The sequence below is a fragment of the Ruania suaedae genome, assembly GCF_021049265.1.
Lineage (GTDB): Bacteria > Actinomycetota > Actinomycetes > Actinomycetales > Beutenbergiaceae > Ruania > Ruania suaedae.
Window position 1 is genome coordinate 1,692,701 of the sequence record NZ_CP088018.1, and the last position, 24,311, is coordinate 1,717,011.

General features: G+C 71.2%; 18 protein-coding genes, 1 tRNA gene and 1 pseudogene. 14 read left to right on the forward strand and 6 right to left on the reverse strand.

Going from position 1 to position 24,311, the window contains the following annotated elements; translation table 11 throughout:
- Positions 1-48: 48 nt before the first annotated feature.
- The 6 genes from LQF12_RS07825 (at position 49) to LQF12_RS07850 (ending at position 13,028) form a co-directional block, all read left to right on the forward strand.
- Positions 49-3,123: an alpha-mannosidase gene (locus LQF12_RS07825; RefSeq protein WP_231055396.1), complete on the forward strand. Its 3,075-nt coding sequence runs from the start codon at positions 49-51 to the stop codon at positions 3,121-3,123.
- Complete coding sequence (locus LQF12_RS07830; RefSeq protein WP_231055397.1) at positions 3,120-4,934, forward strand: alpha-amylase family protein; 1,815 nt, start codon at positions 3,120-3,122, stop codon at positions 4,932-4,934. Before LQF12_RS07825 ends, LQF12_RS07830 begins: the two co-directional genes overlap by 4 nt.
- The gene (locus LQF12_RS07835) at positions 4,931-6,520 is read left to right on the forward strand and encodes an FAD-dependent oxidoreductase (RefSeq protein ID WP_231055398.1); all 1,590 of its coding nucleotides are present in this window, start codon (positions 4,931-4,933) and stop codon (positions 6,518-6,520) included. Before LQF12_RS07830 ends, LQF12_RS07835 begins: the two co-directional genes overlap by 4 nt.
- Before the next feature lie 12 nt (positions 6,521-6,532).
- Positions 6,533-8,398 (forward strand): MBL fold metallo-hydrolase, encoded by a 1,866-nt coding sequence (locus LQF12_RS07840; RefSeq protein WP_231055399.1) that lies wholly within the window; start codon positions 6,533-6,535, stop codon positions 8,396-8,398.
- Between the two features lie 107 nt (positions 8,399-8,505).
- Positions 8,506-11,151: an alpha-mannosidase gene (locus LQF12_RS07845; RefSeq protein WP_231055400.1), complete on the forward strand. Its 2,646-nt coding sequence runs from the start codon at positions 8,506-8,508 to the stop codon at positions 11,149-11,151.
- Positions 11,151-13,028 (forward strand): YyaL domain-containing protein, encoded by a 1,878-nt coding sequence (locus LQF12_RS07850; protein ID WP_231055401.1) that lies wholly within the window; start codon positions 11,151-11,153, stop codon positions 13,026-13,028. Before LQF12_RS07845 ends, LQF12_RS07850 begins: the two co-directional genes overlap by 1 nt.
- A gap of 126 nt (positions 13,029-13,154) precedes the next feature.
- On the opposite strand, the gene LQF12_RS07855 is transcribed toward LQF12_RS07850, so the two are convergent.
- Genes LQF12_RS07855 through LQF12_RS07865 form a run of 3 tightly spaced genes read right to left on the reverse strand, consistent with a single transcriptional unit; the run spans position 13,155 to position 15,115 of the window.
- The gene (locus LQF12_RS07855) at positions 13,155-13,469 is read right to left on the reverse strand and encodes a hypothetical protein (protein WP_231055402.1); all 315 of its coding nucleotides are present in this window, start codon (positions 13,467-13,469) and stop codon (positions 13,155-13,157) included.
- A gap of 24 nt (positions 13,470-13,493) precedes the next feature.
- Positions 13,494-14,228, reverse strand: a complete 735-nt coding sequence (locus LQF12_RS07860; RefSeq protein WP_231055403.1) for a PIG-L deacetylase family protein — start codon at positions 14,226-14,228, stop codon at positions 13,494-13,496.
- Complete coding sequence (locus LQF12_RS07865; protein ID WP_231055404.1) at positions 14,225-15,115, reverse strand: oxygenase MpaB family protein; 891 nt, start codon at positions 15,113-15,115, stop codon at positions 14,225-14,227. Before LQF12_RS07865 ends, LQF12_RS07860 begins: the two co-directional genes overlap by 4 nt.
- Before the next feature lie 100 nt (positions 15,116-15,215).
- On the opposite strand from LQF12_RS07865, the gene LQF12_RS07870 reads away from it, so the two are divergent.
- Positions 15,216-15,289 (forward strand) — tRNA-Pro (locus tag LQF12_RS07870).
- Between the two features lie 58 nt (positions 15,290-15,347).
- Here the strand turns inward: LQF12_RS07870 and LQF12_RS07875 are convergent.
- A complete protein-coding gene (locus LQF12_RS07875) occupies positions 15,348-16,559 on the reverse strand; it encodes an IS481 family transposase (protein ID WP_231055405.1) in 1,212 nt (403 codons plus the stop codon).
- Between the two features lie 516 nt (positions 16,560-17,075).
- Here LQF12_RS07875 and LQF12_RS07880 point away from each other — a divergent pair.
- From LQF12_RS07880 to LQF12_RS07910, 7 genes and pseudogenes are all read left to right on the forward strand, one after another.
- A pseudogene (locus tag LQF12_RS07880) lies at positions 17,076-17,745 on the forward strand (LLM class flavin-dependent oxidoreductase); the annotation flags it as partial.
- Between the two features lie 30 nt (positions 17,746-17,775).
- Positions 17,776-18,258: a DoxX family protein gene (locus tag LQF12_RS07885; protein ID WP_290370755.1), complete on the forward strand. Its 483-nt coding sequence runs from the start codon at positions 17,776-17,778 to the stop codon at positions 18,256-18,258.
- 119 nt (positions 18,259-18,377) lie between these two features.
- A complete protein-coding gene (locus LQF12_RS07890; RefSeq protein WP_231055559.1) occupies positions 18,378-18,839 on the forward strand; it encodes an SRPBCC family protein in 462 nt (153 codons plus the stop codon).
- Between the two features lie 142 nt (positions 18,840-18,981).
- Positions 18,982-20,007, forward strand: coding sequence for an NADP-dependent oxidoreductase (locus LQF12_RS07895; RefSeq protein ID WP_231055406.1), 1,026 nt, complete (start codon positions 18,982-18,984; stop codon positions 20,005-20,007).
- A gap of 31 nt (positions 20,008-20,038) precedes the next feature.
- Entirely contained in the window at positions 20,039-20,545 is a 507-nt protein-coding gene (locus tag LQF12_RS07900; RefSeq protein ID WP_231055407.1) for a DUF421 domain-containing protein, read from the forward strand.
- A gap of 68 nt (positions 20,546-20,613) precedes the next feature.
- The gene (locus tag LQF12_RS07905) at positions 20,614-21,099 is read left to right on the forward strand and encodes a MarR family winged helix-turn-helix transcriptional regulator (protein ID WP_231055408.1); all 486 of its coding nucleotides are present in this window, start codon (positions 20,614-20,616) and stop codon (positions 21,097-21,099) included.
- Between the two features lie 29 nt (positions 21,100-21,128).
- Positions 21,129-21,551, forward strand: coding sequence for an organic hydroperoxide resistance protein (locus LQF12_RS07910; RefSeq protein WP_231055409.1), 423 nt, complete (start codon positions 21,129-21,131; stop codon positions 21,549-21,551).
- Positions 21,552-21,624: 73 nt separating this feature from the next.
- Here LQF12_RS07910 and LQF12_RS07915 read toward each other — a convergent pair whose 3' ends face one another.
- Both LQF12_RS07915 and LQF12_RS07920 read right to left on the reverse strand, forming a co-directional pair.
- Positions 21,625-22,815 carry an AI-2E family transporter gene (locus LQF12_RS07915; protein ID WP_231055410.1) on the reverse strand — a complete coding sequence of 397 codons (1,191 nt, stop codon included), beginning with the start codon at positions 22,813-22,815 and terminating at the stop codon, positions 21,625-21,627.
- Between the two features lie 59 nt (positions 22,816-22,874).
- On the reverse strand, positions 22,875-24,119 hold the full coding sequence (locus LQF12_RS07920) for a lipase maturation factor family protein (protein ID WP_231055411.1): 1,245 nt from the start codon (positions 24,117-24,119) through the stop codon (positions 22,875-22,877).
- Between the last annotated feature and the right edge of the window lie 192 nt (positions 24,120-24,311).

Genomic DNA, 24,311 nt, shown 5'->3' on the forward strand with positions numbered 1-24,311 from the left:
GCCCTCGCCCGCAGCTCCGCTGATCCTCCCCTGACCCCGGAAGGTCTCATGCATCGCACCATCACCGACGTCGGAGCGCGCGTCGCGCGCGCGCTGGCCGAGCGCATCACCCCCGCCGTCCACTCCTACCGCACCCCGGTCACCGTCGAGGCACACGCGCTGCCCGGCGAACCCGCGCCGTTCGCGGAGGGCGTGGCCGGCGCGTTCATCCCGTTCGCGGTCGGGTCCGAGTGGGGCCGGCCCTGGGGCACCACCTGGTTCCGGTTCACCGGGACGGTTCCGGCGCCGATGCTCGCCCAGGCCGACCAGCAGCGGATCGAGCTGCTGGTCGATCTCGGCTTCGGGTCGGGTGGGCCGGGCTTCCGTTCCGAGGGCCTGGCCTATACCGCGGCGGGCACCATCCTCAAGGCTGTCGAGCCGCGCACCGCCTACGTCCCGGTCGGGGGTACCCACGGCGCCCCGATCGCCTCCGACGGTTCCTTCGAGATCTACCTCGAAGCCGCCTCCAACCCCCGCTTCGACGGCACCGTCTCCACCCTCGGGGATCTCGACACCGCGGGGGACGAGCCGTTGTACCGGCTCGAGCGCGCCGAGCTCGCGCTGCGTGAACCCGAGGTATACCACCTCCTCGTCGAGGCCCGGCTGCTGCACCAGCTCGCGATCACCACACCCGAGAGCGACCCGCGCCATCACGAGCTGCGCCAGGCGCTGGACCGGATGGTCGACGAGATCGACGCCGGCGGCTTCGACCGGGTGGCCACCTCCGCCCCCGCCGCCCGGGCCCAGCTCGCCGCCGTGCTGGCCGACCGTGCCCGGACCAGCGCGCACTCCATCAGTGCCGTGGGGCATGCCCACATCGACTCCGCCTGGCTGTGGCCGGTCCGGGAGACGATCCGTAAGTGCTCGCGCACGTTCTCCAATGTGGTGGCGCTGGCGCAGGAGTACCCGGAGTTCCTCTTCGCCTGCTCCTCGGCTCAGCAGTACGCCTGGATGCGCGACCACCACCCGCAGGTGTGGGACCGGATCACCGAGGCCGTCGCCGCCGGCACATTCATCCCCGTGGGCGGCATGTGGGTGGAGTCCGATACCAACCTGCCCGGCGGCGAGGCGCTGGTGCGCCAGTTCACCGCCGGCAAGCGGTTCTTCGCCGAGCACTTCGGCACCGAGTCACGCGAGGTGTGGCTGCCGGACTCCTTCGGCTACTCCGGCTCCCTGCCCCAGCTGGCCCGGCTGGCCGGGTTCGACTGGTTCCTCTCCCAGAAGATGTCCTGGAACTCCACCAACCCCTTCCCCCACCACACGTTCTGGTGGGAGGGCATCGACGGCACCCGCGTCTTCACCCACTTCCCGCCCTCGGACACCTACTCCTCGGAGTTCAACGGCCAGGAACTGGCTCGCTCCACCACGAACTTCCGTGAGAACGGCCGCGCCACCCGCTCCCTGATGCCGTTCGGCTACGGCGACGGCGGCGGCGGGCCGACCCGGGAGATGCTCGAGACGGCCCGCCGGCTGGCCGACCTGGACGGCGCCCCGCGGGTGCGGATCGAGACCCCGGAGCAGTTCTTCACCGACGCCCACGCCGAGTACGGCGAGCACGCCCCGGTGTGGTCGGGGGAGATGTACCTGGAGTTCCACCGCGGCACCTACACCAGCCAGCGGGCCATGAAGGAGGGCAACCGCCGCACCGAGCACCTGCTGCACGAGGCCGAGCTGTGGTCCGCCACGGCCACCGTGCGCCGCGGCGCCCCCTACCCGGCCGAGCAGCTGCAGCGCCTCTGGGAGGAGGTGTTGCTGCTGCAGTTCCACGACATTCTGCCCGGCTCCTCCATCGCCTGGGTGCACCGCGAGGCCCGCCAGCGCTACGCCGACCTGACCGCGCAGCTGGAGACGATCATCGGCACCGCCCTGGACGCACTCGCCGGATCGGGTGACGTCCCGCTCGCGTTCAACGCCACCCCGCACGCCCACGACGGCGTCCCCTCCCACGGCGCGGCGGCTCGCCGGAGGGACACGACCGCCGTCGAGGCCGTGGCCTCCGGCGGCGAGGTGCACCTGGACAACGGGCTGCTGGGCGTGCGTATCGGCGCCGACGGCACCCTCGCCTCCGTCTGGGACCACCGCGCGGGCCGCGAGGTCCTCGCCGGCCCCGGCAATGTGCTTTGGCTGCACCCCGACACGCCCAACCGGTTCGACGCCTGGGACCTGGACGAGTTCTACCGGCACTCCGGCCACGCCCTCACCGGGGTGGACCGGCTCGAGCTGGACACCTCCGACCCGGCGCGCCCCGAGGTGCGCATCACCCGCTCCGACGGCGACTCCACCTACGTCCAGCACCTCGCCCTGGCAGCCGGCTCGATGTCGATCGAGTGCACCACCGAGGTGGACTGGCGCGAGCGCGAGCGCATCCTCAAGGTCGCCTTCCCGCTGGACGTCCACGCTCGTGAGTCCACGGCCGAGACCCAGTTCGGGCACGTGCAGCGCCCCACCCACACCAACACCTCCTGGGACGCCGCGAAGTTCGAGGTCCCGGCGCACAAATGGCTGCACGTGGGCGAACCCGGCTACGGCGTCGCCGTGGCGAACGAGACCACCTACGGCCACGAGGCCACCCGCCCCGGGCCGGGCGAGGCCCACGGCGCCGGCGCCACCACCGTGCGGCTGTCGCTGCTGCGGGCTCCGCGCTACCCGGACCCGCAGACCGACCAGGGCCGTCACGTGCTGCGCTACCGGCTGGTCTGTGGCGCCGACCTGCCCGAGGCGATCCGGGCCGGCTACGCCGCCGGCCGGCCACTGCGGGAACGCCTGGGCTCGGGCCCGGTGGACCCGCTGGTCCGCCTGGACGAGGGCCCGGTGCTGCTGGAGACGGTCAAGCTCGCCGACGACGGTTCCAGGGACCTCGTCCTGCGTCTGTACGAGTCACGCGGGGGCCGCGGCCGCGCCGTGCTCACCGTGGCCGAGGGCGTGATGAGTGAGGCGATGGTCACCGACCTGCTGGAGCGCGAGGACGAGCAGATCGCCGCACTGGCACCACTGGCGCGCGACGGCGCTCGACTCACCCTGGACCTGGCCCCCTTCCAAGTGGTCACCCTCCGCATCGCCCGCCCGGAAGGAGCCCGCACATGAGGATCCAGACCCACGACGGCGTGATCACGGTGGCCACCGACGCCTACCGCCTCGAGGTCCACCCGGTCGGCGTGACGCCGCCGCGGGCGCTGCTGTACGCCCCGGACGGCACCGAGATCTCCCAGCTCTCCCTGTTCGCCTCACTCGACCGGGTGGGAGCGGCGGACGAGACCTTCCGCGTGGAGCCACCGAGGGTGCGCGAGACGACTCCCGGCGTCGAGGCGGACCGGGTCGAGATCGAGGTGCGCCGCTCGTCCTCCGCGTGGCAGGAGGCGGCCGTCGTGCTCAGCGCGGGCCCCGACGACGTGCGCATCCGTGCCGAGGTGACCGGCACGGGCACGCTGACCACCGCCCGGGTGCTCGGCGGCTCGGCCGTGCTGCCCAGCGGCGCCTGCGGCCACTTCTACTCGCGCACCGCCGGGGCATCCATGGTCACCCCGAACCCGACCGAACCGGTGCAGTGGGAGCGCCCCGCCACCTCCGCATCCGTGCTCGGGATCCTGGGCGATGCCCACCCGGGGCGACTGCACGCCGTGTTCTCCCCGCCCCCGCTGGCCGTGGCGATCGGCGAGCGGGACCGGTGGCTGAGCGCGTGGGTACGTGCCGGCATCGAGGGGTGCACCTTCACCGAGTGGCGCTACGAGCCGCTCGACTCCGGCTTCCGGTTCGCCTTCGACTACGACGCCCACACCGTGGTCGAGGGCGCCTTCGCCACACCGGAGATCGCGCTGCGACTCACCAATGACCCGTGGGACTGCGTCGGCGCTTCCCAGCGCGATCTGGTCGACTCGGGACTGGCGCCGCAGCCATCGGCGCGGCCCGCTGGCACGCCTGACTGGTGGCATGAGCCGATCTTCTGCGGCTGGGGCGCCCAGTGCGCCCGCGCCCGCTGGGGACCCCCGGGCGGGCCGGCCGCCGACGGCGTGAGTGGCGCGGCGCTGGCCCGCCAGGACGTCTACGACGAGCTGCTCGGGACCCTCGCCTCTCACGACATCACCCCCGGCACCGTGGTCATCGACGACAAGTGGCAGGCCGAGTACGGCACCGCCGCCGTGGACACCGAGAAGTGGCCGGACCTGCCGGGATGGATCGCCGGACGGCACGCCGCCGGTCAACGGGTGCTGCTGTGGTGGAAGGCCTGGGACCCCGAGGGACTGCCGGCCGCCGAGTGCATCCTCGACCCGGCCGGGCGGCCGGTGGCCGCCGATCCGTCGAACCCGGCCTACCGGGAACGGCTGCGACGTGTGGTCGCCCACCTGCTCACCCCGGTGGCCGACGGCGGGCTCGGCGCCGACGGCTTCAAGGTGGACTTCACCCAGCGTGCCCCGGCCGGGCACCACCTGCGCGGCACCCCAGGAGCGCCCTGGGGGATCGCCGGCCTGCACGCGCTGCTGGCCGAGCTGTACGCGGCCACCAAGACGGTCCGGCCGGACGCGCTGGTCGTCACCCATACCCCGAACCCGCTGTTCGCCGGCGTCACCGACATGGTGCGGCTCAACGACGTCCTCGAACGCGACCCGGCCGGGACGTTCGTGCCGGTGGCCGACCAGGTCCGCACCCGCGCCCGGATCGCCGCCGCAGCCCTCCCGGGCCTCCCACTGGACACCGATCAGTGGCCGATGCCGGATCGGGAGCAGTGGCGCGGCTACACCGCCGCCCAGCCGGACCTCGGCGTGCCCGCCCTGTACTACGCCGAGCGGATCGACGGCAGCGGCGAGCTCCTCACCGACGACGACTACGCTCTGGTCCGTGGCACCTGGGCGCAGTACCAGCGCGATCGAGCCGGCCGCAGGCCGGTACCGGAGCGATGACCGCGGTGTCGGCGTCCACCGAGGTCCTCGTCTACGGCGCCACCTCGGCGGGCGTGTGCGCCGCCGTGGCCGCCGCCCGTGCGGGAGCCCAGGTGGTCCTCGCCGAGCCGGGCCGGCACGTGGGCGGGATGACCTCCGGAGGGCTCGGCTACACCGACGTCGGTGACGTGCGCGCCCTGGGTGGCCCCGCGGCGCGGTTCCGGCAGGCGATCGCCGATCACTACGGCGTGCTGGTGGGCCACTTCGCCGGCCCGGAGCCACACGTGGCCGAGGCGATCTTCACGAGGTGGCTCGAGGAGTCCGGGGTGGACGTGCGCTTCGGCCGCCGCCTGAGCGGTGCCTCCACTCGCGAGGGCACCATCACCGAGGTCACCTTCGACCTCGCCCCGCCGGATACCCACCTGGGCGCCCACGCGGCCCACGGCAGCGAACGGGTGCGCCCCGCCGTCGTGATCGATGCCTCCTACGAGGGAGACCTGCTCGCCGCGGCCGGGGTGAGCTACGCCGTCGGACGGGACGCGGTGAGCACCTATGGGGAGGCCCATGCGGGCCGGCAGGAGCTTCTCCCGGGCCGGCACACCATGCCGGCCTGGATCTCCCCGTTCGCCGGCGACCCCACCGGTCGCGTCGAGGGGCCGCTGCTGCCGCAGGTCAAGCCCGAGCCGATGGTCCCGGTGGGGGCGGCCGACGGCGGAGTGATGTCCTACGGCTACCGGGTGTGCCTGTCCAGCGCGGTCGACCGGGTGCCGTTCACCCCGAGCCCGGGCTACGACGACACCTACTGGGAGCTCTACCGCCGGGTCTTCGCCCACTGGCAGGCCCACGGCGGCAGCCCCGCGGCGGGCAGGCTGCTCGGGCTCCAGCCGAACCTGCCCGGGGGGATGGCCGACGGCAACTCCCTCGGCCCGATCTCGTTGAGCGTGCTCGACGGCACCGCCTGGGAGTACCCGGACGCCTCGCCGCATCGGCGCGAGCAGATCCGCACCCACCACCTGGACCACACCCGCGATTTCCTGTTCTTCCTCAGCCACGACCCGGCCGTGCCGGAGCATGTGCGCACCGAGATGCAGCGGTGGGGTCTGCCGGCGGGGGAGTTCACCGACACCGAGCACCTCCCGCACCAGCTGTACGTGCGCGAGGCGCGGCGGATGCTCGGCGAGCACGTGCTCACCGCCCACGACCTGCTCGGCGCCACACCCGCCGAGGACGTGATCGCGCTGGGTTCGTATCACCTGGACGTCCGCGAGGTGCAGCGCACCTGGCGGTGGGCGCATGAGCACCCCGACCCGATCGCCATGACGGTCACCGAGGGATACCTGTCCATCGGCGTGCCCGCCTACCCGATCCCGTACCGGAGCCTGCTGCCACGGCGGACCGAGTGCACCAACCTGATCGCCCCCGTGTGCCTGTCCGCCTCCCACCTGGCGTTCAGCTCGGTGCGGATGGAGCCGCAGTACCAGATGCTGGGGGAGGCGGCCGGCTTCGCCGCGGCCGCCGCCGCGCGCGATGCGGTGGCGGTGCAGGATGTGCCCGTGCCGGCCCTGCAGGACCAGCTGCGCGCGGCCGGCGCCGTGCTCGCCCGCTGAGAGGAGAGCCAGATGACCGACGACGTCCCTTCCACCCCCCACGAGGACGTGACCGAGGTGGCACCCGGGGTGTTCCGGGTGCGCGACACCTGCCACGTCTACGTGATCCGTGCCGCCGAGAGCACCGATGGCCGCCGCACCGGCATCTCGATCGACTTCGGGTCCGGGCGCGTGCTCGACCTGCTGGACGAGCTCGGGCTGGAGGCGATCACCGATGTGCTGATGACCCACCACCACCGCGATCAGGCCCAGGGACTCCCGCGGGCCGTCGCCGCCGGCATCGCCGTGCACGTGCCACCGGTGGAGGCCGAGCTGTTCTCCGACGTGGACGCGATGTGGGCCGCGCGGGAGGTGGGCAACAACTACAACCTGCGCACCGACCGGTTCTCGCTGCTGGAACCGGTCCCGATCACCTCGACCGTGCCCGAGTACCGCAGCGCCGAGTACGGCGGCATCACGGTGCACACCCTGCCCACGCCGGGGCACACGCCGGGTTCGGTGACCTACCTGGTGGAGGCGGGCGGTCGCCGGCTGGCCTTCACCGGTGACCTGCTCTATGGCCCCGGCAAGGTGTGGTCGCTGCTGGCCACGCAGTGGTCCTACACCGAGAACGAGGGGCCGACGATGGCGGTGCTCGCCTGCGACCTTCTCGCCGCCGAGGAACCGGACGTGCTGCTGCCCTCGCACGGGGAGGTGATGGACCCGGGCTCCCCGGCGCTCACGCTCACCGGGGACCGGCTGCTGCAGTACGTGAACCAGCGCCGCCCCGAGCCGACTCGGATCCGGGAGAAGCTGGCGAACCCGTACCGCAACCTCACCGAGCATCTCCTCGTCAACGAATCGAGTGAGTCCCGCAGCTATGTGCTCGTCTCCGAGACCGGCGCGGCGATGGTGATCGACTACGGCTACGACATGACCACCGGCCTGCCACCCGGTCACGAGCGCGCCGCCCGCCGCCCCTGGCTGGCGAGCCTGCCCGGGCTGAAGGCGCACCACCCGGTCGACCGGGTGGAGGTGGCGCTGCCCACCCACTACCACGACGACCACGTGGCGGGGATGAACCTGCTTCGCGACGTCGAGGGCACGCAGGTGTGGAGCCCGGCGAACGTGGCCCCGATCCTGGCCGACCCGCTGCGCTACGACCTGCCGTGCCTGTGGCACGACCCGATCCCGAGCGACCGCGAGCTCCCGATCGGGGAGACCTTCACCTGGCACGAGTACGAGATCACCGTGCACGAGCTGCCCGGGCACACCCTGTTCGCCGCCGCCTTCGAGTTCGTCGTGGACGGCGTGCGGGTACTGGTCACCGGTGACCAGCAGGACGGTCAGGGGGTCCCCGGGAAGACGCGCGAGACGCGGAACTACCAGTACCACAACAGATTCCGCATCACCGACTACCGCGACAGCGCCGCCCTGTACCAGCGGGTGGAGCCGGGGCTGATGATCACCGGTCACTGGCAGGAACGCTGGGTCACCGAGGACTACCTGCAGATGCTGGCCACCGAAGCCGAGGAACTGGTGCAGATCCACCACGACCTGCTGCCGCTGACCGAGCTGGACACCGGCGCCGACGGCGTCTTCGCCCGGATCGAGCCCTACCGGTCCACGGTGGGCTCCGGGCGGAGCGCCACCTACGAGATCTGGGTCCGCAACCCCCTCCGGGAGGAGGCCACGGCCCACCTGACGCCGGTGCTGCCCGAGGGGTGGACCGCCGTCGGGCCGGAGCCGGTCACGCTCGCCCCGGGCGGCACGGCCCGGGTCACCTTCACCGTGACCGCCACCGGCCCACGACGGCGCCGCGCCCGGATCGCCGTGGACGTCACCGTCGATCACCTGCGCCTCGGCCAGCATGCGGAGGCCCTCGTGGACGTGATCTGACGTTGCCACCGCCGGACCGATCCCGTACCGTCGGATGTGGGAACGATGCCACGTTCGATGATGCACGCACCTGACCGCCCCTTCACCTCCCCAGGAGCACCTCTCCCATGAGCGACGCTGCGGACGCCTCCGCCGCCCCGATGTCGAACGCCCCCTCCGGCGCCCAGCCGGCCGGACTGGACGGGCGCCGCCCGCCCGCCACCGTGGACCGCACGCTGTACATGATCGGCGCGACCCACCTGGACCCGGTGTGGCTGTGGCCCTGGCAGGAGGGCTACCAGGAGGCCCGTGCGACCTTCCGCTCCGCCCTGGACCGGATGGAGGAGTACGAGGACTTCGTCTTCACCTGCGATCAGGTGGTGCTGCTCGCCTGGGTGGAGGAGCAGGACCCGGAGCTCTTCGAGCGCATCCGGGCCCGCGTGGCCGAGGGGCGGTGGGTGAACGCCGGCGGCTGGTGGGTCGAGCCCGACTGCAACCTGCCCACGGGGGAGTCCTTCGCACGTCAGGGCCTGATCGGCCAGCGCTACCTCGACGAGAAGTTCGGCAAGCCCGCCACGGTGGGGATGAACGTGGACCCGTTCGGCCACCACGCCATGATCCCGGCGATCCTGCGCGGGCAGGGCATGGACACCTACATGTTCCTGCGCCCCGGGCCCGCCGAGGACGGGCGCCTGCGCACGGCCTTCTGGTGGGAGTCCCCGGACGGGTCGCGGGTGCTCGGCTACCGCATCCCGCACGAGTACTGCAGCCCGCCCGGGGATGTCTCCGGGCACACGGACAAGTCCCTCGGCGCGCTGGACCGTTCCCTGGGCGACCTGATGGTCCTGTTCGGCGTCGGAAACCACGGCGGCGGACCCACCAGGGCGAACATCGACTCCATCCACCGCTTCGACCGCATGGGATCCTTCGGAAGGCTGATCATGAGCTCACCACGGGAGTACTTCGACGAGTTCATCGCCCGCCGGGGCGGCATCGACAGCGACGAGATGGCCGCGCTGCCGGTGTGGAAGGACGATCTGCAGCACCACGCCTCGGGCTGCTACTCCGCCCACTCGGGCATCAAAGCCTGGCAGCGGCGCGCCCAGAACGCGGTGCTCTCCGCCGAGCGGTGGGCGGCGGTCGGCACGGTGCAGCACGGCCTGGAGCACCCCGGCGAGGACCTCTACCGGGCCTGGCAGCAGGTGCTGTTCAACCAGTTCCACGACATCCTGCCCGGGTCGGCGATCGAACCCTCCTACGAGGACTCCCGGGACCAGCTCGGAGAGGCGATCGCGATCTCCAAGCGGATCATCACCCGGGTGCACAACGTGATCGCCCGCAAGGTGGACATTCCCTTCGACGAGAGCAGCCAGCCGGTGCTCGTGTTCAACCCGCACGCCTGGCCGGTGCGCCAGGTGGTCGAGCTGCAGTACGGCGCCCAGCCGCTCGGCGTGCACGTGGTGGACGAGGCCGGCCGCCCGGTGGCCGCGCAGAAGGTGCAGTCGGTGGCCACCACCGATGACAAGGGCCGGGCCGCGTGCGCCTTCGAGACCGAGATCCCGGCGTTCGGGTACCGCCTCTACCGGTTGCTGCGTGGACCGCAGGAGATCGAGGACGCCGGCCTGAGCGTGTCCGAGTCCGACGGCGCCACCGCGGTCGAGAACGAGCACCTGCGCCTCGAGGTCGATCACGGCACCGGCTGGGTCCGCTCGCTGCTGGACAAGCGCACCGGAGCGGATGTGCTCGCCGGAGCCACCGGCCCGCACACGCAGGTCTGTGACGACCCCACCGACACCTGGGGCCACCGGGTGGTCTCCTACGCCTGGCCGGGTGAGGAGATGCCGGTGACCCGCACCGTGGTGCGCGAGCGCGGACCGGTGCGCGCGATCGTGCGGGTGGAGCGCGAGTGGGGCCGGTCCCGGCTGATCGAGGAGTTCGTGCTCACCCGGGACGCGACCGCCGTGCAGGTGCGCACCACCCTGGACTGGCGTGAGGAGCACCACCTGCTCAAGCTCCGCTTCCCGGTGGCCCTCGACGAGCCCGAGGCCACCTACGAGATCCCCTACGCTGCGATCGAGCGCCCCGTGGACGGCGCCGAGGAGCCCGCCCAGCAGTGGGTCAGCGTCAGCGGCCGCCTGCGGGGCGAGCACAGCGGCGGGCAGCGGGCCGGTCTTGCCGTGGTGACCACCACCAAGCACGGCTACGACGTCTCCCCGCCCGAGAGCGGCGCGGACCCGAGCATCGGCGTGACGGCGGTGCGCAGCCCCGTCTACTCCTGGCACGACCCGCGCCTGCTCGACCCGGAGGGCTTCTACTCCTTCCAGGACCAGGGCGCGCAGACGTTCAGCTACCTGCTGGTGCCACACGCCGGCGACTGGCGCGAGGCGGATCTGACCCGCCGCGGGAACGAGCTGAGCGCCCCGGTGCGGGCGATGCTGGAGTCCTTCCACGACGGCGAGCTCGCCCCGGTCGGCTCCTTCGCCGCCGACGGTGGCGAGCAGGTGATGATCACCGCCGTGAAGATCACCGAGGACGCCCGGGGCGGGGGTGCGCCCGACGTGATCGTGCGTGCGGTGGAGACCACCGGCCGGCCCGCGCGAGCGCGACTGGAGCTGCCGATCACCGGGCAGGTGCTCGAGACCGACTTCGGCCCGCACCAGGTCCGTACCTTCCGGATCGCCGCCGACGGCGCCGTCACCGAGACCGATCTGGTCGAGTGGCCGCTCCCCGACGGGCCGGTCGCCGAGATCAACACGCATCCGCTGGGGCAGTGATGGCGGGTCCGCACGTGGAGGTGGTCGTCGAGACGGCCGATGGCGGCTCCTCCGACGGATTCGAGGCCTCGGTGGCCGTGGCGGAGCCCGGTACCGCCGGACTGCGCCCGGTGACGGTCACCGTGCGGCACACCGGAGCGGAGCCCGTCGCTGCCTCGGTCCGGCTGAGCGCCGTGGTGGCCGGATGGAGCCCCGGCGGCCAGGATCCGTGGTGGCTGATCCCGGGCGCGTTCTACGGCGAGAACCGCCCGGCCGAGTGCGAGCGGACCTTCCCGCGCTTCGCCCTGGGCGCGGTCGATCCCGAGGCTATGGTGAGCCCGGCGTGGGAGCTCCGCGCCGACCGTGCGGCCACTCCGGCCGTCTTCGGCTGGAGCGAGACCGGCGGTGTGGCCCTCGTGGCCCCGGAGTCCTCCCCGCTGGGGATGACCGGGCTGGGGCTTGCCGCGGACGAGGCCGGTGCGCGGGTGCACCTGCGGTTCCCGTTCTCCGAGCACCCGGTCTCCTACGACGGCTCCCAGGTGGCGGCACCGGCGGAGCAGGCCAGCCACACCTGGCAGCCCGGCGAGAGCCACGAGCTGACGGCGTGGGTGGCCGAGCTCGACGCAGACCGCCACGGGTACGCCGGGGTGCTGCGCGCCGTGCACGGGCGCTGGGCCGGCGAGGCGCCGATCGAGCCATGGGTGAGCATTCCCGAGGCCGCGCACATCGCCGCCGAAGGGCTCGTGCGATGGCACTACGACCCCGATCCGGGCGTGCTGCTGGAGACGATGGGCTTCGACCGCGGTATCGGCGGCACCGATCGGCAGGCCATGCACATCGGCTGGATCAGCGGTATCCCGTGGGCGCAGGCACTGCTCGGGTACGGGTACCGGGCCGGCGACGCGGCCGCGGTGGGCGCGGCCGAGCGGGTGATCGACTTCTGCACGGCCGAGCTCGCCCCGTGCGGGACCTTCTGGGGCACCTGGTACCGCGCAAGCGGGTGGGCGCAGTCCTGGTCACCGGTCAAGGGGGCCCTGCACGCCCGCACCCTTGGGGAGGCGGCACTGTTCCTGGTCCGTGCCCTCGGTAGCCCCTCCGGGGCGAGCCACCCGCAGTGGCGCGCGGCCGCCGTCGGCAATCTCGACGTGATGACCGGGCGCCAGCGCGCGGACGGCAACCTCGGCACGCTGCACCACATGCAGACCGGGCAGGTGATGAGCTGGTCCGGGGCCGCCGGGCTGACCTGGGTCGCAGCGCTGTGCGAGGCGGGCGAGCAGGGCCTGGACGAGGGCGGTCGCTACCTGGCGGCGGCCGAACGTGCGGGGGAGTACTACGCGCAATTCGTCGAGGCGGAGTTCCTCTACGGTGCGCCGGAGGATGTGGACCTGGCCCCGAGCTCGGAGGACGGCTATGCGGCCGTGCTCGCCTACGTGGCGCTGCACCGGCGGACCGGTGAGGGGCGGTGGCTGGACCTGGCCCGCCGCGCCGCGGACTGGTTGCTGACCTTCCGCTACACCTACAACACCGCCTTCGATCCGCGCACCCCGCTCGGGATGTACGGATTCGCGAGGCGGGGCGCCGACAACGCCTCCCCGTCGAACCCGCACCTGCACGCCTACGGCCTGGTCTGCACCGCCGAGATGCTCCAGCTCGCCGAGGCGCTCGGGGACAGCTACTACGCCGAGCGCGCGTTGGAGCACCTGGCCTGCTTCCGCCAGTGCGTGCCGCGCGTGGACGGGGAGATGAACGCCTATCGCGGCATGATCACCGAGCGGTACTACCAGACGGCGGCATTCCAGCCGAAGGGCATGATCCTCGGCCTCTCGCACGCCTGGTGCGTGGGAGTGCTGTTGCTGGGGGCCGAGCAGGCGCTGGGTGCCGGGCACGCTGACGCGTGAGCCCGCGTTGCCCCGAATCGTCGGGGGCGGCGAGCGTGAGCCGACAGAGCGAGGCAACGCGGCACCAGGCGAGGAGCGATGACGAGGTTCCGGGCGGAGGACGTCGCACTGCTGACCCGGCGAGGCTCAGCCCAGCACGCTGACCAGGAGCATGACCATTCCGAGCACGACGCCGAGCGCCCCGAGCAGGAACGTCCCGCGCTGCCACCCGACCGGCGGGCCGGCACCGCGGGGGCGGCTGCGGTCGGCCGAACCGCCGAGAGCCAGCGCGCCGAAGACGACCGCGGCGATGCGCAGGTCGGTGGCGGCGATGACCTCGCCGTAGGCAGCGGGGGAGAGGAGTCGCAGGATCAGCGCGGCCACGCCCGATCCGGCGCTGACGAGGGCGACGGCGGTCACGAGCCACCGCGCGTGCAGGATGCCGGCGCGCTGCTCACTCATCGAGCCCGACACTACCGCTCCCCCTCAGCCGTTCAGGTCGAGAACCTCGAAGGTGGTGGCATGGCGCACGCCGAGGGCGGGCCCGGCGGCTGAGCACAGCTCGTCGAGGAAAGCCACCGGGTCGAACTCCCAGCTCAGGCCCTCGATGTAGGCGCGATGCTCCTGCAGCGAGGCGACGCCGTCGTCGAAGGTGGCGGTGACGTCGACCGCGTGGGTGGACTGAGGGGAGACCGCCAGCCAGACCTGACGGACGCCGTTCCACGGCTCGAGCCCGTCGGTGAGCTCCTCGGGGAAGATCCAGCGATTGCCCGCATCCCGCACGGCGTCGAGCGTGGCGCGCCCGGTGGCGATGTGGTCGGCCTGGTTGAGCGACCCACCGGGCCAGGTGTCGCGGAAGTTGCCGGTGATCACGATCTCCGGGCGATGCTTGCGGACCTGGGCGGCGATGGCCCGCCGCAGCGCGACGCCGTACTCGAGGACGCCGTCGGGCAGGCGGAGGAACTCCACCTGGTCGACGCCGACGACCTTCGCCGAGGCGATCTCCTCCTGCTCGCGCAGCGGTCCCGACTCGGCCGGGTCGAGGGCGTCGATCCCGGCCTCGCCGGAGGTCACCATGCAGTAGACGATGTGCTTGCCCTGCCCGGTCCAGCGGGCGATGGCGGCCGCGGTGCCGAACTCGAGGTCGTCCGGGTGGGCGACGACGGCCAGGGCGGTGGTCCAGTCCTCATCGATCTCGGGCAGGCGGGGCTGATCGGTCATCGCAGGCTCCTTCGGCTCTGGTCGGTGGTCGGGAACGGGTCGCCCTCCAGCCGGGCGCCGCTGATCCAGCGCACCCCGGCGGTGCCGGCCCGGCCCGCGAGGAGCGAGAGGCGGCGGGCGGGATGGGGCAGGCCGAGCGGTTCGCGCGCCCAGGCGGGCAGGCTCACGACGGCGCCGCGTGCCAGCAGCGCGTAGCCGGGCCGGACGGCGGCGGGAACCGGCGGGCGGTGCAGCAGGAACTGCGCCACCTCGCGGGCCTCGGCGGTGGCGGCGAGCTCGGGCCGGTAGCGCTCGAGGGCGTCCTCGAGCTCGGCCACGGTGGTCGGGACGTCGGCGGCACCCAGCCGGGCGGCGACCGTGCCGGCCTGCTGGACGTAGGTGTCCTGCTCGGCGGGGGAGAGGCGGCGGGCGCCGAACAGACGATGGGAGGTGAGGAAGGAGTCGATCTCGGCGATGTGCACCCAGGTCAGCAGGTGCGGATCGTCGGCGCGGTAGGCGCGCCCGTCCGGGGCGACGCCACGGATGCGGGCGTGGACGGCCTGCACGATCGCGATCGCTTCCTCGGCGTGTTCGACCGTCGCATAGGTGGTGGTGGCGATGTAGGTGGCGGTGCGCGCCAGCCGGCCCCAGACGTCCTCCCGGTAGCGCGAGTGCTGCGCCACACCGGCCATCGCCAGCGGATGCAGGGCCTGCAGCAGCAGTGCGCGGATGCCGCCGACGTACATCGAGGTGTCCCCGTGCACCACCCCGATCGGGGAGTCCGGCGCGAACCAGCGCGGGCCGGGTGTGGCGTGGATCCTCCGGCGGGCGCCGACCGGGTCCGGCCCGGCCACGCGCTGCATCAACGCGGTGTTCAGCCGGCGGCGGGCCTGATCGAGCGGGTGCACCTTCCCAGTGTGACCTATGGCCCACCCGCGGCGCTCGCTGCGATTGGGAGGTTGCGCCTGGGCTGCGGTAGTCTCGACCCCGGCTCGTACAGCGGGCCTTCGGGCTGTGGCGCAGCTTGGTAGCGCACTTGACTGGGGGTCAAGGGGTCGTGGGTTCGAATCCCGCCAGCCCGACTGATTGTGATGTCGCAAGACATCGGAATAGCCCGAACCCACGGATTGTGGGTTCGGGCTAGTTCTTCGTGGGGGCTGGTCCTGGGGGGCGTCCGGTGGGTTGGTAGCGCTTGGTGGGGTCGAGGGTGAGCTCGCGCAGGATCTCGCCGGTGGCGGCATTGATGATGGTGATGTCGAGGTCGGCGATGAGGAGGATCACGGGGGTTCGGGCGTGGGTTCGTCCGATGCCGATGTGGTGGAGGGTGCCGCCGTGGCGGAGGGTGACTTTGCCGGCGTTATCGACGCGGTCGTGGCGCACGCGGTGGTGAGGTTCGCCGGGTGTGGTGGCGGGGGTGGCCTTGGGGCGGGTGGTGTAGGCGGTGGCCGGGGTTGCCCGGTGGGGTAGGGACCGGTGGGGGCGTCGGTGGTTGTACTCGGTGGTGAACTCATCGAGCAGCGCTTGCAGGGCGGTGATGGTGGTGGGCTGGTCGGGGCGGGCGCGTAGCCACTTCTTGAGGGTCTGCTGGAAGCGCTCGACTTTGCCCTGGGTGGTGGGGTGGCCAGGCTTGCCGTTCTTCTGGATGATGCCGCGTCGGTGCAGGTCGGTCTCCAGTGCGGTGCGTCCACCGCGGCGCTTCTTGCTGGCCAGGCGCACGGTGTAGACCAGGCCGTTGTCGGTCAGGGTGGAGGCGGGGTAGCCGTGTTCGCGGGCGGTCTGGGCGAAGGTGGCGGCCACGATGGTGGAGGTGATCGCTTTGTGGGCGCTCAGGTGCAGCACGGCGCGGGAGTGGTCATCGAGCCAGGTGATGATCTCGGTGTCGGCGCCGGCGCGTCCGCTGGGGCGGGTGAGGCGGTAGTGGGTGAAGTCCGATTGCCAGCACTCGTTCGGCTGCGCGGCTTCGAAACGCACGTAGGAGGACTTCGGTCGCTTCTTCGGCTCGGCGGTGATGAGCCCGGCGCGGGTCAGGATCCGGTGGATCGTGGCCCGGTGGACCTCGATGTGGTGGGTGTGGCCCAGGTGCCAGGCGATCGTTTCGGCGCCGCAGTCCAGGCCAGCACGCGACAGGCGGGCGCGGATGGCCACGATCAGCTCCACGACCTCGGCATCGGTGGCCCTCGGCGTGGTGTGGGGGCGCCGCGAGCGTGGGACGAATGCGGCCTCGCCCTCGAGCCGATAGCGGGCCATCAACTTGGAGATCCAACTCTGGGATACGCCGTAGCGGCGAGCGATGGCGGACTGAGACTGGCCCGAGTTCACCGCGGTCACCACCAGGCGTCGCTTGTTGTCCATAGACCACGAGCCTGGCCACAGCGGCTATACCGATCTCGTGCGACACCCCTATTCCCATGACCCGCGACACCCTATTCCGATGTCCTGCACCAGCACACCGCCAGCCCGACTGATTGCGATGTCGCAGGACATCGCCACTAGCCCGGGCCCACGGATTGTGGGTTCGGGCTAGTTCTTTGTGGGAGTGGGGTGCGCCCCAGCGCCTTTTGACGAGGAACCGTGTCACCCACGACCATGGTGACCGCGAGCCTCACCGCGCGTCCGTGCTCGGCTCGGCTTCACCGTGTCGCGACCACCGGGTGCTGGCGGGGGTAGATCGGCGCATCGGTCGCGGTGTCATCGGGATCGCCCTGCGCATGCCATTCAGCATGGTCATCCAACGGTGGCGCACGGTGTGCCGGCCTCATCCCCCACGCTGTCGCCGCCCGCTTGCGATTCGATATAGCACTCGTGACGTGGCGCACCGGAGGGGTCGAGATCGCAGCGGTCATCCACGCCGCCTTCACTGTCCTCTGAGGCACGAGGGTCTCGCACGCGGCCGCGATCCGTGCGGCCGTGACAGAGGCGGTGCTCGCCGACCAGATCGGTATCGACGCGGTCGCGCTGGGGGAGCATCACCGTCCGGAGATCGCGATCTCCAGCCCGGAGGCGGTACTGGCAGGTATCGCGACAGCAACCGAGCGCATCCGGCTGGCGTCCGGGGTGACCGTGCTCTCGTCCGACGACCCGGTGCGCGTCTTCCAGCGCTTCGCGACGGTGGACGCCCTCTTGAACGGTCGCGCCGAGGTGATCCTCGGACGCGGCTCGTTCACCGAGTCGTTCCCGCTCTTCGGGTACGACATGAAGGACTACGAGGTGCTCTTCGATGAGAAGGTCGATCTCCTCCATCGACTGCTCAGCGAAGAGCCGGTGACCTGGGAGGGCACCACTCGCCCCGCCCTGCACGACGCCGACGTCTATCCGAAGACCGACTCGGTCGGCTCAGCACCTGGGTGGGAGTCGGCGGGTCGCCACAGTCGGTCATCCGTACCGCCCGTTACGGGTTCCGGCTGATGCTCGCCATCATCGGCGGCGCACACGACCGGTGTTCGCACCCTTGGTAGACCTGTACCGACGCGCGAGCCAGCAACTCGGCACGACAGCGCAGCCGGTCGGCATGCACTCGCCCGGCTTCGTCGCCGCCACCAGTGGCGTGGGGATCGACATCGGCCTGTTGGTGCTTCGGCTCGCCCTCGGCCTTCTACTCTTCGGCCACGGCATGCGGAGGGTGTCCCGGTGGTTCGGCGGTGCCGGACTGCGCAGTGGGATCGAGGAGCTCCGGCGGGCGGGCCTGCGCGGTGGTGCGCTCACGGCGCTGGTCGTGGGCGGCGGGCAGGTGCTCGCTGGCGTTCTCTTCGTCTCAGGTGCCCTGACCTCGATCGCGGTCATGTCCGCCACCGGCGTGATGCTGGTGGCCGCCACGGTCAAGGCGAAGAACGGTCTGTGGCTCCAGCGCGACGGGCGCGAGTTCGCGTTCGTCCTCATCGTCACGAGCGTCGCACCGGGCTTCACCGGTCCGGGCGCCTACTCGGCCGATGCGCTTCTCGGCATCGCCTCCATCCCCGCGTGGACGGGGCTCATGCCCGCCCTCGCGGGTCTGCTCGCAGGGTTGTCCGTGTGTCTGGCCGTCCACGTCCCCACGATGTCGAGTGCGGCATGACGACCACCACCGAGACCGGAGGACGTCGCAGCACATGCGAACAGGCCGGATTCGTTGTCTCCTGGAGGGAACGCGGATCAACGATCCGCGTGACTTGCCCGAACCGAGAGGAGAACCAGATGAGCACGGTCGAGGAATCGGTCGACGTGAACGTCCCGGTCAGCACGGCGTACAACCAGTGGACCCAGTTCGAGGACTTCCCCGAGTTCATGGAAGGCGTCGTCTCCATCACTCAGACCGACGATGTTCACAACCACTGGGTCACCGAGGTCGGCGGACAGCGCAGGGAGTTCGACACCAAGATCACCGAGCAGCATCCGGACGAACGCATCGCGTGGACGACCACCAGCGGTGACGTTGACCACGGCGGCGTGGTGACCTTCCATCGGCTGAGCGAGTCGACCACGCGGATCATGGTCCAGATCGACTGGGCACCGAAGGGTATCGCTGAGAAGGTCGGCGCGGCAGTGGGAGTCGATGAGCACCGGGTGAAGGCGGATACCAAGCGTTTCAAGACCTTCATCGAGGAGCGCCAGCGTCCGACCGGTGCGTGGCCCGGTGAGGTCGAGAACCCCAGCTGAGGTCACTCCGGCGGACCCTTCCGCCTCACGCTGAGTGGACGCCCCGGGGTCGCTGCCGCCCATGGCACGATCCGGGGCGCCCTTTGCTCACCTCCGCAGCAACACCTGGCGCGGCCTCAGCGCCGGAAAGGACACCGCCACGATGGGCGACATCATCAGCACCGAAATCCATCTGGCAGCCCGGCCCGAGGGCTGGCCTACGGACGCAGACTTCCGCACCGTCACCCACACCTATGGTGACCTCACGCCCGGCAAGATACGCGTGGCCAACGAGTTCGTCTCCGTCGACCCCTACATGCGGGGGCGGATGAACGACGTCCGCAGCTACGTGCCGCCGTTCGAACTCGGCCAGAGGATCACCGGCGCCGCAGTCGGTCGCGTGACCGACTCGGCGTCGGAGGACATCGCCGAGGGTGAGCTCGTCCTCCACCAGCACGGATGGAGTGACGTGATCCAGGAGGACGCCTCCACATTCCGGGTGGTGCCGGACGTCCCCGGCCTCTCTCCTTCCCTCCGCCTGCACATCTTCGGGATGACAGGCCTGACGGCGTACGTGGGCCTCACCGAGATCGCCGGCCTGGCCGAGGGAGAGACTGTCTTCGTCTCCGGCGCCGCGGGTGCTGTCGGGACCGCTGCCGGGCAGATCGCGGCGCTGCTCGGAGCCGGACGCGTGGTCGGCTCTGCCGGGACGGCCGAGAAGGTCGCCCTGCTGACCGAGAAGTACGGCTACGACGCTGCCTTCAACTACAAGGACGGCGATACCCGCGAGCAGCTCCTCGAGGTCGCGCCGGAGGGTATCGACGTGTACTTCGACAACGTCGGTGGCGACCACCTCGAGGCCGCGATCGCCGTGTTCAACGACGGCGGACGCGCTGCGCTGTGCGGCGCCATCTCCGGCTACAACGCCACCGAGCCCGCGCCCGGCCCCGACAACATGATGAACCTGATCACCCGCGGCCTCACGCTGCGGGGCTTCACCCTCGGTGGCCATCTTCACCTGGCCTCGGAGTTCGACGAACGGATGACCGGATGGTTCAGCGAGGGACGGATCGCCTACGACGAGACCGTGGTGGATGGCATCGAGAACGTGGTGGGGGCGTTCCTGGGCATGATGCGGGGGGAGAACGTCGGCAAGATGCTCGTCCGCGTCGGCGGGGCCGGGCAGTGACCGTACCGGCGGAACGGCCTTAGGTTCGCAGATGTGGTTCGACTCGTGGTCCGATGTGATCCGCACCGTGGTCCTGGGCACCGCGGCCTACGCGACTCTGGTGCTGATCCTGCGCGTGAGCGGCAAACGCACCCTCAGCCAGCTCAACGCCTTCGACTTCGTCGTCACGGTGGCGCTGGGTTCGACGCTCGCCACCATCCTGCTCAGCACGGACGTCTCATGGGCGCAGGGCACCGCGGCGCTGCTGCTGCTCGCCGCACTCCAGTTCGTGCTCGCCCTGTGCACCGCCCGGTGGCAGGCGTTGCGCCGCGCGGTGACCTCGTCGCCGGCGGTGCTTCTGCGCGATGGACGCATGGATGCGGCGGCGCTGCGCTCGGCACGTCTGACCGAGAGTGAAGTGCGTCAGGCGGTCCGCTCGGCCGGCTCGGGGGACCTCGCCGACATCGCCGTCGTCGTGCTGGAGACCGACGGTCGGCTGTCGGTGATCCCACGCTCGCAGTGGGGGGACGGGTCCGCGCTCAGCGACGTGAGCCTCTGACGGCCGTGCCGATCAGTACGTCAGTTCAATAGATTGTGCACAATTGAGTTGTGTGCAATCCTTCTCGTATGGGTACGCAGGAGTCACCGCGAGCAGTCGACCGGATGCTGTGCTTCGCCCTCTACACGGCCAGCCGCGTCACCACCCAGGCCTACCGCCGCGTGCTCGCGCCCTGGGGCCTGACGTACCCGCAGTTCTTGGTGCTGGTCGAATTGTGGGACCGCGGGCCGCTGACCGTCAGCGACCTGGGCGAGGACCTGGCACTGGACTCGGGCACGTTGTCCCCGTTGCTCACCCGGCTCGAGCGCTCGGGTTTCGTCAGCCGTTCGCGCACCAGCGAGGACGCGCGCGTGGTGACCGTGCAGCTCACCGCCGCCGGAAGCCGTCTGCGCGAGGACATGGCCGAGGTGCCGGGGCAGATCGCCGACTGCATGAACCTCGAGCCGTACGAGGCGAAAGCGCTGATATCGAGCCTGCAGGAGTACACCGACGTGGTCGAGACCCGGTCCGGCGCGCGCCACCCCTATCCCACCACCACGCCTCACCACCGGTGAGGCGGCCCATCAGGAGGAGAGCAACACACATGCAGAGCATCTACACAGCCGAGGCACTCGCCACCGGGGACGGTCGCAACGGCCACGTCGCCACCACCGACGGGCTGCTCGACGCCGACGTCCGGGTGCCGAAGGAGATGGGCGGTGCCGGGGGAGCGCTCAATCCCGAGCTGCTGTTCGCGGCCGGCTTCGGCGCCTGCTTCCACAGCGCGTTGCTGAGTGTGGCGCGCGCGCAGAAGGTGACACTGCACGATACCAGCGTCGGTGCCAGGGTCGGCGTCGGTCAGAACGGCGACGGCGGATTCGCCCTGGCGGTCGAGTTGGAGGTCGTGATCCCCGACGTGCCGGCCGAGCAGGCACAGCAGCTCGCCGACGCCGCGCACCAGGTGTGCCCCTACTCGAACGCCACCCGCGGCAACATCGAGGTCTCGGTGCGCGTGGTCGAGGACTGACCGCGCAGCACGCGAGCGGGCCCCGGGCCTCCATCGGAGGTCCGGGCCCGCCGGTGCGTGTGCGGTGCGCGCTCTACGCCGGCTGGACGCTCTCGCGCCGGCGGTCCTTCTGCCGGGCGAACCAGGCCGGGGTATCCGGACCGTCCCAGACCTGAACGGCGCCCCAGATCGAGGCGGCGATCGGCACGGCCAGGATCGCTCCGGTCAGACCCACGAGCACGGTTCCGGCGGTCAGTGCGATCAGGATGACGAGCGGGTGCAGGCTGAGCGTGCGCGCCATCACCACCGGCTGCAGGAAGTTGCCCTCGAGCTGGTTGACCAGCACCACGATCCCCACGACCACGAGTGCTTCCACGGGCCCGAGGGCGACCAGGGCGACCAGCGCCGAGAGCACGCCGGCCAGCGTGGCACCCACCAGCGGGATGAAGGCCAGCAGGAACACCAGCACCGCCAGCGGGATGGCCAGCGGCACGCCCACGATCGCCAGCCCGATCCCGATGAAGAGGGCGTCGACCGCGGCAATGATCGCCGTACCCCGCACGTAGCCGCCGAGCGTGCGCACCGTCGAATCGCCGATGCGCCGGCCCCGCTCATAGCGCTCGCCCTGGAACGGGCGCAGCATGAACTCCCAGATCTGCGGTCCGTCCTTGAGGAAGAAGAACAGCACGACGACGAAGATGATCAACCCGGCCACGAAGTCGAACGTCTGCGTCGCCCCGGCGACCGCACCCGAACCGACGGCGCTGGACTGAAGCAGGTCGAGGGCGGAATCCTGCACCGACTGGATCTGCTCCTCGGTGATCTCGAAGGGGAGTCCCTGCACGTAGTCCTGCAACTGGGTGAAGCCTTCCAGGGCCTGATCTCGCAGGGTGGGCCACTGGGCGACGACCGCGGCAGCCACGAGCCAGACGATCCCGGCCAGCAGGGCGACGACGGCGACGAGCGCGATCACGGTGGCCAGGACGGAGGGCACACCGCGGCGGCGCATCAACCCCACCAAGGGGGAGATGGCTGCGGCGACCACCAGCGCGATGAGCACAGGGATCACGACCAGGGTCAGCTGGGTGAGCCCCAGCACGGCGACGGCGACGAGAGCGAGGATGGCCAGCACCTGCAGCGAGCGGGTACCGACCCTGCCCACCCCGTCCGACCAGAGCGCCGAGGCTCCGCCTGGGTGTGGGGCGTCCTGCGGGCGTCGGTCGGCGGCGTGCTCGACCGCCTGCGGGCGGGATCGCCGGCGATCACGACGGGTGAACAGACCCATGGACTTCTTCTCCTCGGAACGCGGGATTCGGGCCGCTGCCGGCCTCAGCGGGTGACAGCCTACGTGAGGTCACCCAGCTGCACCGGACCAACGAGCGATCCGGTCTCCTCACGGACCCACCAGCTGCCGCAGGAACGTGGTGAACCATCGATGCTGAGTGCTCGATCCCAGGCCAGGAACCACATGCCCCAGTCGAGACGCAGATGGTAGGGAGCCACCTGACGCGGACGGCGGTTCACGGGGCCCGGCTTGCCGTGGAAGACGTACTCACGCCAGCCGCCGTCGGGACGTTCGTGGTCGGTGCCCTCGACCACGATCTCGTGCCGGACCCGCGTGATCGTCCCGAAGGCGCCGTAGGACCCGCCCAGATGCCAGCGGTTGTAGGAGGCGTTCATCACCGGGCGGCGGGAGAAGAAGTTCCGGGCCGGCCGGTAGGCGAGCAGCACGCACCCCAGCACCGCAGCGAGCACGAGCACCACCCACCAGATCGGACCGGGTTCCACCGGGTCCGGGTCTGCGCCGAGAGCCGGTTCCAGGAACGGCAGCACCGCGACCAGTTGGGCGTCCCCGACGGCGGAGAAGGCGAGCAATATCGTCAGCCAGATCAACCAGGCGAAGTTGCCCGAGAGCACGAGCCAGAGCTGGGTGCCGACGATCAGAGCCGCAACGATCGAGGCGACCGGTTGCGGGGCGAACGGCAGGAGCGGTACCCCCAGCTGGACGACATGGTTGGCCGCGACCTCCACCCGATGCACCGGCCTGGGCAGGTGGTGGAAGGACCAGCTGAGCGGGCCGGGCATCGGTTGGGTCTGGTGGTGGTAGTCCAGCGCCGTCAGGTTCCGCCAGGTACTGTCCCCGCGGATCTTGATCAGGCCGGCACCGAGCTCGACGCGCAGCAGCAACCAGCGAAAGGCCAGCAGCACCAACCACGGGGGAGCGACGTCGTGCGAACCCAGGAAGGCCGCGAGCAGCCCGACCTCCAGCAGCAGCGACTCCGACCCGAAGCTGTAGAACACCTGACCCACGTTGACCACCGACAGGTACAGCAGATACAGCACCACGAAGGCCAGCAGTGGCGCCCAGGCCGGGCCGGCTTGGGGGAAGCCGAGCACGAGCGCGACGGCGATTCCCACCCCGACCCACGCCAGCGCCACCACGTACCGGTCGGAGTAGTGGTGGCGGAAGAGGGTGGGCCCGGCCCGATCGCCGGCACGGGCCAGGAAGTCGGGGACCGGCAGCAGCCCGCGCGAGCCGAGCAGCGGAACGAACTGACGCAGCACCGCGACGAAGGCGAAGAGATACACGGCGGCGATGCCGCGCTGCAGGACGAACCGGGCGGCGTCATAGTTCTCGGCCGCGAACTAGTCCATGGCACCCTCCCTGTGCGATCGGCTCAGTGTCTCGCCTCACCCGCTCGTCGGCACCCGCGGCCGGCGCCAGGATGGATTCGGGCGGGGGACCACCGCGTGTGTGTGGTGACCGGACGTGACACCATG